Raw genomic sequence first — 16,714 nt, 5'->3', positions numbered from 1 at the left:
ACATCAAATGTTTTAACCCTCGTAACGAAATCCTTGATTCTTGATTGTAGGACTGGCGTTTTTTTCATATTGTTCAAATCCGCTATCATAAAAATGAGCTACTTTACTTGACCAGTTGCTGGAATCTTGACCACCTGTACGCTCAGTCATATAGGACGAAATGATGTCATCATACTGATGAATAATTTCCACTTGAACTTTAGCATCGTACTGTTCTTTATGATGCGTAGCCTTAAGAGGCAGCCTTGGTTTTTGATCGGGAATGGTTTTTGGATAACCAATGACTAGACCAGAAATCGGGTAAACATATTCTGGCAAATTCAAAATTTCAACAAAAGCTTGAGGATTTCTTCTTATACCCCCAATCGGAACGATTCCAAGTTCCATCGATTCAGCTGCGATAACAGCGCTTCCCAGTGCAATTCCAACATCTGTTGAACCAACAATAATAGACTCTATATTTTCGACAATCCGAAAACGATTTCCATTTCTTTCAGCCGCCAGTTTCGCCCGATAAAAGTCCATACAAAACACAAGAAAAACAGGTGCCTCCTCGATCCACTTTTGATTTCCAGCAGCTTTTGCCAATGCAGATTTCCTTTCAGGTTCCCTTACTTCGATTACGCTCACTTGCTGACCATTAATCCAATTTGGAGCAGCCATTGACGCCTTAATAATCGTTTCCACTTGGGTATCGTTAACATCTTTTTCAGGGTCAAATTGCCTTACTGAGCGATGATTTCTCATTAATTTAATGGTTTCATTCATAAAATCACTCCTTATGTATACCATACTACACGTCCAACTTCATTCTCAAATATAGTTAACTAGCTTGTATACTTTCAAATTTATATACATCTAATAAGACTGATTAAAAAGAATAATTGGTTATTTCCCTTTAATATAATATACTACTCACATCAGCATTGAATTAAGTCGTTACCTTTTTATAATAGAATGATAGTTTTGAGAAATGAACGGAGGAATCGGAATTGTTTAAATCAAAAAATACTATTTTAAATCAGACATCTTTTGCGAAATTCTGGTTTTCCCGTATTTTGTCTTCCTCATCCTTTCAAATGCTTTCTGTTGCGATTGGCTGGCAAATGTATTCCATCACTCAAGACGCTTTTAGCCTTGGTTTTGTTGGATTAGCTCAATTTCTTCCAATGTTCATGCTTACATTAATTGTAGGCCATATTGCCGATCGATTTGACCGTAGGAAAATTGTATTCATATGTCAGTTTATGGAAAGCGGCATAGCCATGTTATTACTATTTGGAAACATTGGGGGTTGGCTTGATCGTGAACATATTTTGATAGCGGCTGTAATTTTGGGAACTTGTCGTGCTTTTGAGGGTCCCACATCAGCTTCTCTGTTACCACAATTGGTACCAAGGGAAAATCTACAACAAGCAATCTCTTGGAGTACATCAGCTGGGCAAACAGCCCAAATTATCGGCCCATCAATTGGGGGGCTACTTTTTTCATTCGGCACATCTTATGTTTACATAACAGCAATCATTTCGTTTTTAATAGCCGGGTTTCTAATATTTTTCATCCGATTGGAATTTCGCCAGCCAAACACTACACAATTAAACACTTTCCGCTCCATCTTTTCTGGTTTGGTATTTATATATAAGAAACGCATCATTTTTGGCACTCTTTCTCTTGACCTTTTTGCTGTTCTACTTGGAGGAGCGACAGCACTTTTACCGATATTTGCGCAAGATATCCTTCAAACTGGTCCGTGGTCATTAGGTCTTATGCGAACAGCTCCAGCAGTTGGGGCCTTATTAATGTCCATTGTTTTAGCGTATGTTCCATTGAGAGAAACTGTTGGATACAAATTATTTGGGGCACTAGCCATTTTCGGACTAGCAACAATGATTTTCTCCTTATCATCTAATTTATGGATATCATTAGCAGCATTATTTATTATTGGAGCTTCGGATGTAGTGAGTGTTGTCATCAGATCTTCTCTAGTACAATTGCAAACACCAGACGAAATGCGTGGTCGCGTAAATGCAATAAATTCCTTATTTATTGGGACTTCCAATCAACTAGGAGAATTTAGAGCTGGTATAATGGCTGGATTTATTGGAGCTGTTCCAGCTGTGTTCATTGGTGGATTAGGAACCATTGCCGTTGCGGGACTCTGGATGTATTGGTTTCCTTCATTAAGAAGGCTGAAGAGCTTGCAGGAATAGACAGTTATAATACCTAGAATAGTGGCTAATAAATGAAAAAGACAAGGTTGGGATAGAAAGTCCAACCTTGTCTTTTAATTATTATTCTTATTCAACCGTAACTGACTTAGCTAGGTTTCTTGGCTTATCTACATCGCAATCGCGATGCAATGCAGCATAGTATGCAATTAATTGAAGTGGGATAACTGAAACTAATGGCGTCATCAATTCATGAACCTCTGGGATCACAAAGCGATCTTCCGCATCATTTAAACCCATCATACTTATGATACAAGTATTAGCACCACGTGCCGCAACTTCTTTAACATTTCCACGGATACCCAAGTTTACACTTTCCTGCGTCGCAAGTGCAATAACTGGTGTTCCTTCTTCAATTAAAGCAATTGTTCCATGCTTTAACTCACCACCAGCAAATCCTTCTGCTTGGATATAGGAAATTTCTTTTAGCTTTAACGCCCCTTCTAAGCCGACATAGAAATCAATGCCACGACCGATAAAAAAGCAATTTCTTGTAGTGGCAAGATAGTCACGTGCAATTTGTTCCATCTCTTCTTTTTGGTCACAAAGAACTTCCATTGCATTGGCAACAATACTTAATTCCTGAATAGGGTCAAAAGATAGTTGTATGCCTTTTGTACGAGCAGTATCAACAGCTAAAATAGCTAATACAGCCATTTGCGCTGTGTATGCTTTTGTTGAGGCCACGGCAATTTCAGGTCCAGCATATAACGGAAGTGTAAAATCAGCTTCCCTAGATAAGGTTGAACCTGGAACATTTGTAATTGTTAAAGCGCGATGTCCAAGTTTCTTCACTTCAACTAGTACTGCACGACTATCGGCAGTTTCTCCACTTTGAGATATGAAAATAAATAATGGTTTCTGAGATAATAATGGCATATTATATGAAAATTCACTTGCCACATGTACTTCTACAGGAATATTAGCGAGTTTCTCGATAAATTGCTTACCCACAAGACCAGCATGATAACTAGTTCCACAAGCTACAATATAAATACGATCTGTATCTATCATCGCTTGACGGATATTTTCATCAAGCTTTAGTGTGTTATTTTCATCTTGATATTCTTGAATAATTTTACGAATAACAAAAGGCTGTTCGTCAGTTTCTTTTAACATAAAATGCGGATACGTACCTTTTTCGATATCACTAGTATCTAGTTCACAAGTAAATGGTGCACGCTCAATTTCCTTGCCATCAAGGTTTTTAATTGTAACAGAATCTCTTGTTACAATTACCATTTCTTTATCAACTAATTCAATATATTGATCAGTTACTTGTAACATCGCCATTGCATCACTTGCTACAACATTAAAGTTTTCTCCAACACCTACTAACAGCGGACTTTTATTTTTGGCCACATAAATTCGGTCCGGATCTTGTTCATCCAATAATGCTATTGCATATGAACCTTTTAATTGAAGTAGCGTTTGACGGAATGCTTCCTCAACCGATTCACCCTTTTGAACAATTTTATCAATAATTTGAACAATGACTTCGGTATCTGTTTCACTTAGTAAGTTCACATCTTCTAAAAGTTCTCGTTTAAGCTGCTGATAATTTTCAATTACACCATTGTGAACAATTGTAAAACGACCAGATTTACTTTGATGCGGATGTGCATTTGTGCGGTTCGGTACACCATGTGTAGCCCAACGGGTATGCCCGATTCCAGCTGTAGCTTTTACATTTTCATTTACTACTTCGCGTAACTTAGCAATACGACCTTTTTCCTTGAAATATTGAACACCATTATCATTAAGAACCGCAATTCCAGCTGAATCATAACCACGGTATTCTAGTTTTTCTAATCCTTTTAACAAGATTTCTTTCGTATCTTCTTGACCAATATATCCAACAATTCCGCACATGTACGTTTTCCTCCCTGCCGGGGCAAGAAAGTGGGGCTTTCTTACCCCGCTCTTTAAGTTAATATTCATTATGCAATTTTACATTCACTTAAACGTTTGTACAAAGAGTCGCCTCTTTGTTTTCGTCCAAGCTTACGGTTGTGCTGCAACCGGGAGGTATCCGCCGACTCTCGATAAACCTCCTCCTCGTCAACTATTCCTTCGCTCAAAATAGTCCAGGCGCTTATTTAACTTAGGAAAAACCTATCCACCTTTCATTTATTAATTCAACCTTCATCTTACAATAGAGTTTCGAAATCGTCAATTTCCTGTTTTTCCCGAAGTAACTTACAGTTTATTTCACAAATATTAGAGAATTATTTGCTTAATATAAAAATATGCATAAGCGCACCTAATCGTGCTGCCTATGCATATCCCAATTATGCTCCTATTTCTTCGCGAATAACTGTTACAACTCTTTTTACATACTCTTCACAAAGCTCTTCTGTTGGTGCCTCAGCCATTACTCTTATTAATGGCTCGGTACCTGATGGCCGCACAAGTAAGCGCCCATTCTCTCCCATTTCGGTTTCTACTTCTTTTATAACCTGTTTAATTCGTTCATTTGTTTCTGCAATGGATTTATCCGTTACAGGGACATTCTCTAATAGTTGCGGGAATTTTTCCAATTCAGCTGCCAACTCTGATAATGGTTTATTTGTAGCTTTCATAATATTTACTAATTGAATAGCCGATAACATTCCATCGCCTGTTGTTACATAATCAAGGAAGATAATGTGGCCTGATTGTTCACCGCCAAGATTAAAACCGCCTTTTCTCATTTCTTCCATTACGTAACGGTCGCCAACAGACGCTTGCACGCTTTTTATTTGATTGGTTTCTAACGCTTTATAAAAGCCAAGATTGCTCATCACTGTTGAAACAACTGTTTGTTGATTTAATCTTCCTTTTTCGTTTAGGTACTTTGCACAAATAAACATAATTTGATCGCCATCAACAACATTTCCTTTTTCATCAATCGCAATTAATCGGTCACCATCACCATCAAAAGCTAAACCGACATCCGCTCCTTTTTCAAGAACAAATTCAGCTAATTTTTGTGGATGTGTTGATCCCACTCCGTCATTGATATTTAGGCCATCTGGATTATTTCCCATTGTTGAAATATCCGCTTCTAAATCAGCAAATAGATGCGGAGCTAATGATGAAGTTGCACCGTGTGCACAATCCAAAGCAACATGAATACCTGAGAAGTCTTCGTCAACAGTTTGTTTTAAGAAATGTAAATACTTTTGACCACCCTCAAAATAGTCATTTACTTGTCCTATATCCGCACCAGTAGGACGAGGCAAAGTATCTTCTTCCGCATCAATTAACCTTTCAATTTCAAGTTCTTGTTCATCTGTTAACTTAAAACCGTCCGGACCAAAATACTTTATACCGTTATCCGCAACAGGGTTATGTGAAGCTGAAATCATGACACCTGCTTGAGCGCCTAGGGCTTTCGTCAAAAAGGCCACTCCCGGAGTAGATATAACACCTAACCGCATTACTTCTGCACCAATTGAGAGTAACCCTGCGACCAATGCTCCTTCAAGCATATGGCCCGAAATCCGCGTATCTCTACCAATTAAAATCTTTGGTGAATTTGTATCCTTTGTTAAAACATAACCACCGTATCTTCCTATTTTAAAGGCAAGCTCTGGTGTTAGTTCACTATTAGCCACTCCGCGAACACCGTCTGTACCAAAATATTTACCCATTATATCGCTCCTTCTATAGCTTATCCATTATTAATTTCAATAAGGGCCTTTGACGGGGTAATTTCCCATCTGACATTTTGTGGTCCTGACACAACTTCAATATCTATTTCATGTTCTCCCTGTGAAAAACCGCCTACATTAAGCCTAATATCAAAGTCCTCAGGTTGAATATTTTGTATGACATCCTCCGCACCAAAAATCCTTAAATTTACTAAGCCGTCTAGTGGTGTAATGATTGAAACATTGTCTAGGTTTGAACTGCCACTTAGCTTGATCGGTACATTGGTTAATACTTTGCTTTCTTCTTCTTCAACATCAACCTTTATAGAGATTACCTCAGGATTTACTTTAATAGCTCCCTCCGGTACTGGCACTTTTACCTCGAGGGTTTGGTCTCCATCTATAGTTGATAAATTTACATCTATGTTATCAATCATTTCAATTGTTTCAATAACCTCATATGGACCATAAACCGTTATTTCGGTCGGTGAAACCTCAAATGATTTAATGCTCATTCCATTCGGTAAGGTTCCTTTACGATTCACCTTAAACGGGACTGCCTTATATGGCGGTGAAATCGGGATTTGTACCTCTACAACAGATGGCTCAACTTCTAAGTTTAATTGTTCTCCATTTAAATCATAGACATTGATTGCTACATCCTTCTTGACCGTATCCATTACCCCTTCTATATCCAAAAATCCTTTTACAAAGCCGATTCGTTTCACATCATCTCTAGAACCTCTTACCTTTACGCTATTTGGTACAATAATTGGCTCGTCTGATGTGTATCCTTGTGGTAATTTATCTTGATTTAGCTTTTCAATTGTAATCGGCATGATTTGTTCAACTTTATCTTGTATCTCTACAGTAACCATGGCTGGGTCTATATTCACTTTTAATTTATTAGAAAAGCCGCGATGTTGTACACGAATATTATGTTTCCCTGCGGATAGATTAGATAAATCAACGTAAACCTCGTATCCTTCCTGTGCTTTCATTGCTTTAATCACACTATTCGTGCCATCAACATAAACGTTTACAGTTTGTGGAAGCTCTGATATGACAAACTTATCCTCATTATAAATAACCTGTAAAGGTATATTTGATAGTGCTTCTGTTTCCGTAGTTGTTTGTAAAATCCCACTAGGCTTAGGATTAGTTTGAGTTTCCATATTAACAGCTGTATATAGCATTAATGCAAGAAATAAAGCTACAATTCGAACAAACCATGGACTATTTAACCATTTATCAATCAGCATTTTTCTTCCCCCTCCAATTCCATCGCGATGGAGAAGTTGTTTTTGCTTTTGCACTATTTGTAAGCTCTTCTACAAGCATCTCTTTAAGCGCATCGTTTGTCAGATTGCGGTATAACTCACCATTTTTTGTTAAGGAAATATTACCGGTTTCTTCAGAAACAATTATTGTAATACTATCGGTTACTTCACTAATACCTAATGCTGCCCGATGACGCGTCCCTAACTCCTTTGAGATAAATGGACTTTCAGATAATGGCAAATAACAAGCAGCAGCTTTTATTTCATTATCTTTTATAATGACAGCTCCATCATGCAGCGGAGTATTAGGAATAAAAATATTGATTAAAAGTTCTGAAGATATTTTTGCATTTAATGGTATTCCAGTTTCTATGTAGTCACCCATACCTGTTTCTCTTTCAATAGATAATAAAGCTCCTATTCGCCTTTTTCCCATATAAGACATAGATTTTACGATTTCATCAATGTTCTTTGTAAGGACTTCTTCTTCAGGGACTGCACTTCTGGAAAACAAACGACCTCTTCCCAGTTGTTCAAGTGCTCTTCGTAATTCAGGCTGAAAAATAATAATAACAGCCAAGAACCCCCATGTTAAGGCCTGATTCATTAACCATTGCAGTGTATTTAAGCCAAAGAAACTGCTTAGAAACCAAACTGCAATAATAACAAAAATGCCTTTTAATAATTGCACAGCCTTTGTACCGCGAATAATCATGATTAATTTATATATCACAAAGGCCACAAGGAGAACATCTATGATCTCTCCGATGTAATTTAAGATTGGAAATTCTCCAACAGGCATTTAGACACTTCCTTTTAAAAAAATTCATACTCCAATCCTTATATATGGACTTTATCCATTTTAACTACAATATTATAACATACTACCCTATGGATTACATAAAAATTGTAAATAGATAAAAAAGCCATCTCTTAATAAGATAGCTTCAGATACTTTAGTGCACTAAAAAGCAGCTGTGAATACTTTCTTCATGTTATACCAAATCCACTCAAATATTGCATCTATTTCCTCAATTTCCCCAGTAACACGCCCCGCCGATGCTAAATATTTATCACCGTTAATAACTGTTACATTACCATCGACTTCACCCTCAATTTTGATATCTCCATTCCTAACGACCACATCGCCCTCTACTACCACTCCCTCTGGTACAATGACTGTTTGTTCTTGAATCTGCAAATTTGATTGCTTAGAAACAGATAATTGGTCATTTTCCCAATTAGCGAAAACACTTCCCATCATTAAGATAACAAATGCAGCCGCAGCTGAAACAGTTGGATGCGCTTTAAACCATCTAGTATATCTTAAAGATGGTTTTTCTTTAGGGAGTCTACTCATAACATTTGCAGTGAAATGTTCAGGGGCCTTAATATGAGTCGTACTTTGTACATATGCAATAGCTTTTTTCAATTGCTGAAAATACTGCTGACATGTTGTACAACTTTCGATATGTCCTTTTAATGCTTTATTTTCTTCTTCGGAAGTCTCCTCATCCAAATATTTATGCATTAATTCAACAATTTCTGTTGAACATTCCATTACTTTATCCCCCCTTATACATTACCTAATTTTTTTCTTAACGCTTCTCTTCCCCTGTGAATCCGCGTTTTAACCGTTCCTATAGGTATATCTAATATTTCACTTATCTCTTTTAAGGACAATTCTTCGATATATTTAAGAACAATCACCGATCGGTACATAGGCGGCAATTCATTTATCTCACTTTGTATCATTTCTTGAAATTCTAGACTTTCCACACTTTCTTCAGGCAATGGTTCATCTGACTGAAGATGTGAATACATCGTTAATCCTTCTGTACCTTGGATTTCAGCATCTAAATAGTAATCAGGTTTCCTCTTCCTCAGTCGGTCAATGGACAAGTTTGTTGCGATCCTATACAGCCATGTAGAGAATTTCCGGTTAATATCATAACTATGAATATTAACATACGCTCGGATAAACGCTTCCTGTGCCAAATCCTCCGCCTCATGTGCATTACCAATCATTCGATAACAAAGCTGATACACTTTATCCTTAAATAGCTCTACAATTTCAGCAAAAGCGTTTTGATCTCCCTTTTTAACTTGCTTAATTCGTTTTTTTATTAAAGTTTCCATTTATAATTACCTCCGCACTTGCGGCTATCTATAGTTACGTACATGTCACCAATAAGGTTTCAGACTTGGTCATGAAAAATAAATTTTTACAATAATTTTTGCAAACATTATCTTCTATTATATAAAACGGATCATAGAATGTGAAACAATGTAATTTAAAGAGTAATAACAGGCCTAATTATAAAACATTTTTCTCAAACTTAACATATTGTTTGTAATTAACAAATAATATTACCTAGTCCTCATAGCCTAGATGAACTACAGTGAATCAATATTGCATCATTTATTATACAACTTAGTTCATGCACCCCTTTTGAGTCCTACCTCTTCTTATTCATACGGTTTCATTATAAGCTCCTTTACAATTTAATTAAATCGCTAACCCGGATTTGTTTAAGTAACTCATCGTAATGTTTCCCCTAACATACCCCGCATTTTACCGTACACTTTTTAATACCTAGAACATCTTATTATTTAAATAAGAAAAAACAAGCAGATGTGAATTTAACTGCTTGTTTTAAAGAAGTTTATTATTATCTTAATTCAAAAGGACTATTTACTTTAACTTTTCCCCAAATAAGGAGCCCATCAGTGCAACTGCCACAGAAGCTGTTTTATTTTTTTCATCAAGGATTGGGTTTACCTCAACGAATTCAGCAGATGTAATAATATCTGATTCTGCAAGCATCTCCATTGCTAAGTGGCTTTCACGATAACTAATACCACCAATAACAGGTGTTCCTACTCCCGGTGCATCACTTGGGTCTAAACCATCTAAATCAAGACTTAAATGAACACCGTCCGTTCTTGCTGACAAATAATTAATTGTTTCCTCCATAACTGCAGTCATCCCCATGCGATCAATCTCATGCATCGTATAAACTCGAATTCCTTTTTCCCTAATTAACTCTTTTTCACCTTGATCAAGGGACCGAGCGCCAATAATTACGATATTCTTGGGATCAACTTTAGGACTATATCCTGCAATATTTGTTAAATCCGGATGACCAAGCCCCATACTAACTGCTAAAGGCATTCCATGAATATTTCCCGAAGGTGATGTTTCCGCAGTGTTTAGATCGCCATGTGCATCATACCAAATAACTCCTAGATTAGAATAATGTTTAGAGATGCCTGCTAGGGTCCCAATCGCCACGCTATGGTCGCCCCCTAACACTAAGGGGAATCGGTTATGCGAAACAGTTTCAGCTACCTTTGCAGCAAGCTTTTCACTTACATCAGCAACTTCCTTTAGATTTTTTAAATTAGTATCTGAAATAACTTCTTTTCTTGTAGGTCTTCTATACTCAATATCACCTAAGTCTTCAATATCATAATTCAAATTTTCTAATCGTTCAATAACACCTGCGTATCTCATAGCACTAGGCCCCATATCAACTCCGCGTCTCGTTTGACCTAAATCAATCGGAACTCCAATAATAGATATATTTTTATTCATCATCATTCCCCCTATGGCATCTTACCTTATATTTTATAATGTGATTGGAAATGACTCAACTCGACAGGATATTGAATATTTATGCAATTACGATTATTCATAGTTTAACGCTATAAATAAAAAATCCGCTTAGAACAAAAATGTCTAAGCGGATATAGTATCAATATATGTATGGTGGAGCCTAGCGGGATCGAACCGCTGACCTCCTGCGTGCAAGGCAGGCGCTCTCCCAGCTGAGCTAAGGCCCCAATTACTGGAGCGGAAGACGGGATTCGAACCCGCGACCCCCACCTTGGCAAGGTGGTGTTCTACCACTGAACTACTTCCGCACATGCTATGTTTATTATAAATATAAAGTAAATTTGAATGGTGGAGGGGGACAGATTCGAACTGCCGAACCCACAGGGAGCGGATTTACAGTCCGCCGCGTTTAGCCACTTCGCTACCCCTCCAAATTATTGAACAACCTTATACATGAACACTGGTGCCGGCGAGAGGAATCGAACCCCCAACCTACTGATTACAAGTCAGTTGCTCTGCCAATTGAGCTACACCGGCTAATATAGATGTTGGTGACCCGTACGGGATTCGAACCCGTGTTACCGCCGTGAAAGGGCGGTGTCTTAACCGCTTGACCAACGGGCCAGATATGAAATATACAAAGCTTCCAACCGGGCTCGAACCGGTGACCTCTTCCTTACCATGGAAGTGCTCTACCTGCTGAGCTATGGAAGCATGGCTCCACAGGCAGGATTCGAACCTGCGACCGATCGGTTAACAGCCGATAGCTCTACCACTGAGCTACTGTGGAATAATATATAGCTTGGCAACGTCCTACTCTCACAGGGGGACAGCCCCCAACTACCATCGGCGCTGAAGAGCTTAACTTCCGTGTTCGGAATGGGAACGGGTGTGACCTCTTCGCTATCGTCACCAAACATATTTAATTTGAGGATTGTTCCCTCAAAACTAGATAACAAGCATTCATATTCAACTGTAATTGTCCAGCTCCAGTGCCCAGCGACTAGTGAACTTCGCCCACCTCCCTACGATAAGTCAACATCGAATCGCTACCGCTCTTCGTGTTTCCTTTATCTCAGTCGATGCGCTTCAGTCCTTACGTCGCTTGACGGGCACTTCCGCTTTTCGTTTTGGTTAAGTCCTCGATCGATTAGTATTCGTCAGCTCCACATGTCGCCATGCTTCCACCTCGAACCTATCTACCTCATCATCTCTGAGGGATCTTACTTACTTAAAGTAATGGGAAATCTCATCTTGAGGGGGGCTTCATGCTTAGATGCTTTCAGCACTTATCCCGTCCACACATAGCTACCCAGCGATGCTCTTGGCAGAACAACTGGTACACCAGCGGTGTGTCCATCCCGGTCCTCTCGTACTAAGGACAGCTCCTCTCAAATTTCCGACGCCCACGACGGATAGGGACCGAACTGTCTCACGACGTTCTGAACCCAGCTCGCGTACCGCTTTAATGGGCGAACAGCCCAACCCTTGGGACCGACTACAGCCCCAGGATGCGATGAGCCGACATCGAGGTGCCAAACCTCCCCGTCGATGTGGACTCTTGGGGGAGATAAGCCTGTTATCCCCGGGGTAGCTTTTATCCGTTGAGCGATGGCCCTTCCATGCGGAACCACCGGATCACTAAGCCCGACTTTCGTCCCTGCTCGACTTGTAGGTCTCGCAGTCAAGCTCCCTTGTGCCTTTACACTCTACGAATGATTTCCAACCATTCTGAGGGAACCTTTGGGCGCCTCCGTTACTCTTTAGGAGGCGACCGCCCCAGTCAAACTGCCCACCTGACACTGTCTCCCGCCCCGATCAGGGGCGCGGGTTAGAATTTCAATACAGCCAGGGTAGTATCCCACCGATGCCTCCACCGAAGCTGGCGCTCCGGCTTCTCAGGCTCCTACCTATCCTGTACAAGCTGTACCAAAATTCAATATCAGGTTGCAGTAAAGCTCCACGGGGTCTTTCCGTCCTGTCGCGGGTAACCTGCATCTTCACAGGTACTATGATTTCACCGAGTCTCTCGTTGAGACAGTGCCCAAATCGTTACACCTTTCGTGCGGGTCAGAACTTACCTGACAAGGAATTTCGCTACCTTAGGACCGTTATAGTTACGGCCGCCGTTTACTGGGGCTTCGATTCAAAGCTTCTCCGAAAAGGATAACCTCTCCTCTTAACCTTCCAGCACCGGGCAGGTGTCAGCCCCTATACTTCGCCTTGCGGCTTCGCAGAGACCTGTGTTTTTGCTAAACAGTCGCTTGGGCCTATTCACTGCGGCTCTCTCGCGCTTGCACGCTATCAGAGCACCCCTTCTCCCGAAGTTACGGGGTCATTTTGCCGAGTTCCTTAACGAGAGTTCTCTCGCGCATCTTAGGATTCTCTCCTCGCCTACCTGTGTCGGTTTGCGGTACGGGCACCTTCTACCTCGCTAGAAGCTTTTCTTGGCAGTGTGGAATCAGGAACTTCGGTACTATATTTCCCTCGCCATCACAGCTCAGCTTATGTGGTAAGCGGATTTGCCTACTTACCAGCCTAACTGCTTGGACGCGCATATCCAACAGCGCGCTTACCCTATCCTCCTGCGTCCCTCCATTGCTCAAACGGTAAAGAGGTGGTACAGGAATATCAACCTGTTGGCCATCGCCTACGCCTTTCGGCCTCGGCTTAGGTCCCGACTAACCCTGAGCGGACGAGCCTTCCTCAGGAAACCTTAGGCTTTCGATGGACAAGATTCTCACTTGTCTTTTCGCTACTCACACCGGCATTCTCACTTCTAAGCGCTCCACTAGTCCTTCCGGTCTAGCTTCAAAGCCCTTAGAACGCTCCCCTACCACTGACACGTAAGTGTCAATCCACAGCTTCGGTGATACGTTTAGCCCCGTTACATTTTCGGCGCAGAGTCACTCGACCAGTGAGCTATTACGCACTCTTTAAATGGTGGCTGCTTCTAAGCCAACATCCTGGTTGTCTAAGCAACTCCACATCCTTTGCCACTTAACGTATACTTTGGGACCTTAGCTGGTGATCTGGGCTGTTTCCCTCTTGACCACGGACCTTATCACTCGTAGTCTGACTCCTAAGGATAAGTCTTTGGCATTCGGAGTTTGACTGAATTCGGTAACCCGATGGGGGCCCCTAGTCCAATCAGTGCTCTACCTCCAAGACTCTTACCTTAAGGCTAGCCCTAAAGCTATTTCGGGGAGAACCAGCTATCTCCAAGTTCGATTGGAATTTCTCCGCTACCCACACCTCATCCCCGCACTTTTCAACGTGCGTGGGTTCGGGCCTCCATCCAGTGTTACCTGGACTTCACCCTGGACATGGGTAGATCACCTGGTTTCGGGTCTACGACCACGTACTACAATCGCCCTATTCAGACTCGCTTTCGCTGCGGCTCCGTCTCTTCGACTTAACCTTGCACGGGATCGTAACTCGCCGGTTCATTCTACAAAAGGCACGCTGTCACCCATAAATGGGCTCCAACTACTTGTAGGCACACGGTTTCAGGATCTCTTTCACTCCCCTTCCGGGGTGCTTTTCACCTTTCCCTCACGGTACTGGTTCACTATCGGTCACTAGGGAGTATTTAGCCTTGGGAGATGGTCCTCCCAGCTTCCGACGGGATTTCACGTGTCCCGCCGTACTCAGGATCCACTCAAGAGAGAACGAAGTTTCAGCTACAGGGCTGTTACCTTCTTCGGCTGGTCTTTCCAAACCACTTCACCTACTTCGTTCCTTTGTAACTCCGTATAGAGTGTCCTACAACCCCAAGAGGCAAGCCTCTTGGTTTGGGCTTCTTCCGTTTCGCTCGCCGCTACTCAGGAAATCGCGTTTGCTTTCTCTTCCTCCGGGTACTTAGATGTTTCAGTTCCCCGGGTCTGCCTTCAGTACCCTATGTATTCAGGTATAGATCCTGTTCCATTACGAACAGTGGGTTTCCCCATTCGGAAATCTCCGGATCAAAGCTTACTTACAGCTCCCCGAAGCATATCGGTGTTAGTCCCGTCCTTCATCGGCTCCTAGTGCCAAGGCATTCACCGTGCGCCCTTATTCACTTAACCTAAGATGATCTTAATCATCAAGATTTTAATAAGAACTTTTCTACAGTAAATATGAATGTTATTGCTATCTAGTTTTCAAAGAACAATATAGAGAGAATGCTCTCTCAAAACTAAACAAAATGTCTAAGCGCGTCTTCGTAATTCTTCCTTAGAAAGGAGGTGATCCAGCCGCACCTTCCGATACGGCTACCTTGTTACGACTTCACCCCAATCATCTGTCCCACCTTAGGCGGCTGGCTCCAAAAGGTTACCCCACCGACTTCGGGTGTTACAAACTCTCGTGGTGTGACGGGCGGTGTGTACAAGGCCCGGGAACGTATTCACCGCGGCATGCTGATCCGCGATTACTAGCGATTCCAGCTTCATGTAGGCGAGTTGCAGCCTACAATCCGAACTGAGAATGGCTTTATGGGATTGGCTCAACCTCGCGGTCTCGCAACCCTTTGTACCATCCATTGTAGCACGTGTGTAGCCCAGGTCATAAGGGGCATGATGATTTGACGTCATCCCCACCTTCCTCCGGTTTGTCACCGGCAGTCTCCTTAGAGTGCCCAACTAAATGCTGGCAACTAAGGACAAGGGTTGCGCTCGTTGCGGGACTTAACCCAACATCTCACGACACGAGCTGACGACAACCATGCACCACCTGTCACTCTGTCCCCCGAAGGGGAACCTTCTATCTCTAGAAGTAGCAGAGGATGTCAAGACCTGGTAAGGTTCTTCGCGTTGCTTCGAATTAAACCACATGCTCCACCGCTTGTGCGGGCCCCCGTCAATTCCTTTGAGTTTCAGTCTTGCGACCGTACTCCCCAGGCGGAGTGCTTAATGCGTTAGCTGCAGCACTGAAGGGCGGAAACCCTCCAACACTTAGCACTCATCGTTTACGGCGTGGACTACCAGGGTATCTAATCCTGTTCGCTCCCCACGCTTTCGCGCCTCAGCGTCAGTTACAGACCAGAGAGTCGCCTTCGCCACTGGTGTTCCTCCACATCTCTACGCATTTCACCGCTACACGTGGAATTCCACTCTCCTCTTCTGCACTCAAGTTTCCCAGTTTCCAATGACCCTCCCCGGTTGAGCCGGGGGCTTTCACATCAGACTTAAGAAACCGCCTGCGCGCGCTTTACGCCCAATAATTCCGGACAACGCTTGCCACCTACGTATTACCGCGGCTGCTGGCACGTAGTTAGCCGTGGCTTTCTGGTTAGGTACCGTCAAGGTACCAGCAGTTAACTGGTACGTGTTCTTCCCTAACAACAGAGCTTTACGACCCGAAGGCCTTCATCGCTCACGCGGCGTTGCTCCGTCAGACTTTCGTCCATTGCGGAAGATTCCCTACTGCTGCCTCCCGTAGGAGTCTGGGCCGTGTCTCAGTCCCAGTGTGGCCGATCACCCTCTCAGGTCGGCTACGCATCGTCGCCTTGGTGAGCCGTTACCTCACCAACTAGCTAATGCGCCGCGGGCCCATCTGTAAGTGATAGCCGAAACCATCTTTTATTCTTAAACCATGTGGTTCAAGAGATTATCCGGTATTAGCTCCGGTTTCCCGAAGTTATCCCAGTCTTACAGGCAGGTTGCCCACGTGTTACTCACCCGTCCGCCGCTGAATCAGAGGAGCAAGCTCCTCGTCATCCGCTCGACTTGCATGTATTAGGCACGCCGCCAGCGTTCGTCCTGAGCCAGGATCAAACTCTCCGAAAAGGGTTTGATTGCTCAAACTAATAAACTGACTTGGTTGTTGAACGTAGTTCAACTTATTTTGCACGCTTGACATTTTGTTTAGTTTTCAAAGAGCGTCAAGACTTTATATAAAATACCATACAAGAGATATAAAGTCAACTATTTTTGTGTTTTTTTTATTGCTATCGAGCAACGAAAATAAATA

Annotated in this window: 9 protein-coding genes, 7 tRNA genes and 3 rRNA genes; 1 reads left to right on the top strand and 18 read right to left on the bottom strand. The window is 41.9% G+C overall.

Features of this window, described 5'->3' with window-relative positions:
* Positions 1 to 12: 12 nt before the first annotated feature.
* Entirely contained in the window at positions 13 to 768 is a 756-nt protein-coding gene (locus tag C1724_RS24325) for an NADPH-dependent oxidoreductase (RefSeq protein WP_102349505.1), read from the bottom strand.
* A 224-nt stretch (positions 769 to 992) separates the two neighbouring features.
* On the opposite strand from C1724_RS24325, the gene C1724_RS24320 reads away from it, so the two are divergent.
* The gene (locus C1724_RS24320) at positions 993 to 2,210 is read left to right on the top strand and encodes an MFS transporter (protein ID WP_102349503.1); all 1,218 of its coding nucleotides are present in this window, start codon (positions 993 to 995) and stop codon (positions 2,208 to 2,210) included.
* A gap of 87 nt (positions 2,211 to 2,297) precedes the next feature.
* Here C1724_RS24320 and glmS read toward each other — a convergent pair whose 3' ends face one another.
* The 17 genes from glmS to C1724_RS24235 form a co-directional block, all read right to left on the bottom strand.
* Complete coding sequence (gene glmS, locus C1724_RS24315) at positions 2,298 to 4,100, bottom strand: glutamine--fructose-6-phosphate transaminase (isomerizing) (protein WP_102349501.1); 1,803 nt, start codon at positions 4,098 to 4,100, stop codon at positions 2,298 to 2,300.
* A gap of 419 nt (positions 4,101 to 4,519) precedes the next feature.
* Complete coding sequence (glmM, locus tag C1724_RS24310) at positions 4,520 to 5,863, bottom strand: phosphoglucosamine mutase (RefSeq protein ID WP_102349499.1); 1,344 nt, start codon at positions 5,861 to 5,863, stop codon at positions 4,520 to 4,522.
* A 20-nt stretch (positions 5,864 to 5,883) separates the two neighbouring features.
* Entirely contained in the window at positions 5,884 to 7,125 is a 1,242-nt protein-coding gene (locus C1724_RS24305; protein ID WP_102349497.1) for a CdaR family protein, read from the bottom strand.
* Positions 7,115 to 7,945: a diadenylate cyclase CdaA gene (gene cdaA / locus C1724_RS24300; protein ID WP_102349495.1), complete on the bottom strand. Its 831-nt coding sequence runs from the start codon at positions 7,943 to 7,945 to the stop codon at positions 7,115 to 7,117. The genes C1724_RS24305 and cdaA overlap by 11 nt, the downstream gene beginning before the upstream one ends.
* 162 nt (positions 7,946 to 8,107) lie before the next feature.
* Positions 8,108 to 8,704 (bottom strand): anti-sigma factor family protein, encoded by a 597-nt coding sequence (locus tag C1724_RS24295; protein ID WP_102349493.1) that lies wholly within the window; start codon positions 8,702 to 8,704, stop codon positions 8,108 to 8,110.
* Between the two features lie 14 nt (positions 8,705 to 8,718).
* Positions 8,719 to 9,282 (bottom strand): RNA polymerase sigma factor SigW, encoded by a 564-nt coding sequence (gene sigW, locus C1724_RS24290; protein ID WP_102349491.1) that lies wholly within the window; start codon positions 9,280 to 9,282, stop codon positions 8,719 to 8,721.
* A 556-nt stretch (positions 9,283 to 9,838) separates the two neighbouring features.
* Entirely contained in the window at positions 9,839 to 10,741 is a 903-nt protein-coding gene (gene rocF / locus C1724_RS24285) for an arginase (RefSeq protein WP_102349489.1), read from the bottom strand.
* A 172-nt stretch (positions 10,742 to 10,913) separates the two neighbouring features.
* Positions 10,914 to 10,989, bottom strand: a tRNA-Ala gene (locus C1724_RS24280).
* 6 nt (positions 10,990 to 10,995) lie between these two features.
* Positions 10,996 to 11,070, bottom strand: a tRNA-Gly gene (locus C1724_RS24275).
* Between the two features lie 38 nt (positions 11,071 to 11,108).
* Positions 11,109 to 11,193 (bottom strand) — tRNA-Tyr (locus C1724_RS24270).
* A gap of 30 nt (positions 11,194 to 11,223) precedes the next feature.
* A tRNA-Thr gene (locus C1724_RS24265) sits at positions 11,224 to 11,299 on the bottom strand.
* A 12-nt stretch (positions 11,300 to 11,311) separates the two neighbouring features.
* Positions 11,312 to 11,386 (bottom strand) — tRNA-Glu (locus tag C1724_RS24260).
* A gap of 17 nt (positions 11,387 to 11,403) precedes the next feature.
* Positions 11,404 to 11,476, bottom strand: a tRNA-Thr gene (locus C1724_RS24255).
* Between the two features lies 1 nt (position 11,477).
* Positions 11,478 to 11,552 (bottom strand) — tRNA-Asn (locus C1724_RS24250).
* A gap of 10 nt (positions 11,553 to 11,562) precedes the next feature.
* A 5S ribosomal RNA gene (rrf, locus tag C1724_RS24245) occupies positions 11,563 to 11,679 on the bottom strand.
* A gap of 213 nt (positions 11,680 to 11,892) precedes the next feature.
* A 23S ribosomal RNA gene (locus C1724_RS24240) occupies positions 11,893 to 14,829 on the bottom strand.
* 152 nt (positions 14,830 to 14,981) lie between these two features.
* Positions 14,982 to 16,530: ribosomal RNA gene (locus C1724_RS24235) — 16S ribosomal RNA — on the bottom strand.
* Together the 16S, 23S and 5S rRNA genes with 7 tRNA genes alongside form the textbook arrangement of a ribosomal RNA operon.
* Between the last annotated feature and the right edge of the window lie 184 nt (positions 16,531 to 16,714).

The sequence above is a fragment of the Bacillus sp. Marseille-P3661 genome (assembly GCF_900240995.1).
Lineage (GTDB): Bacteria > Bacillota > Bacilli > Bacillales > Bacillaceae_J > OESV01.
Note: the sequence above shows the minus strand (reverse complement) of the source record. Positions and strands in the feature narration are given on the sequence as shown.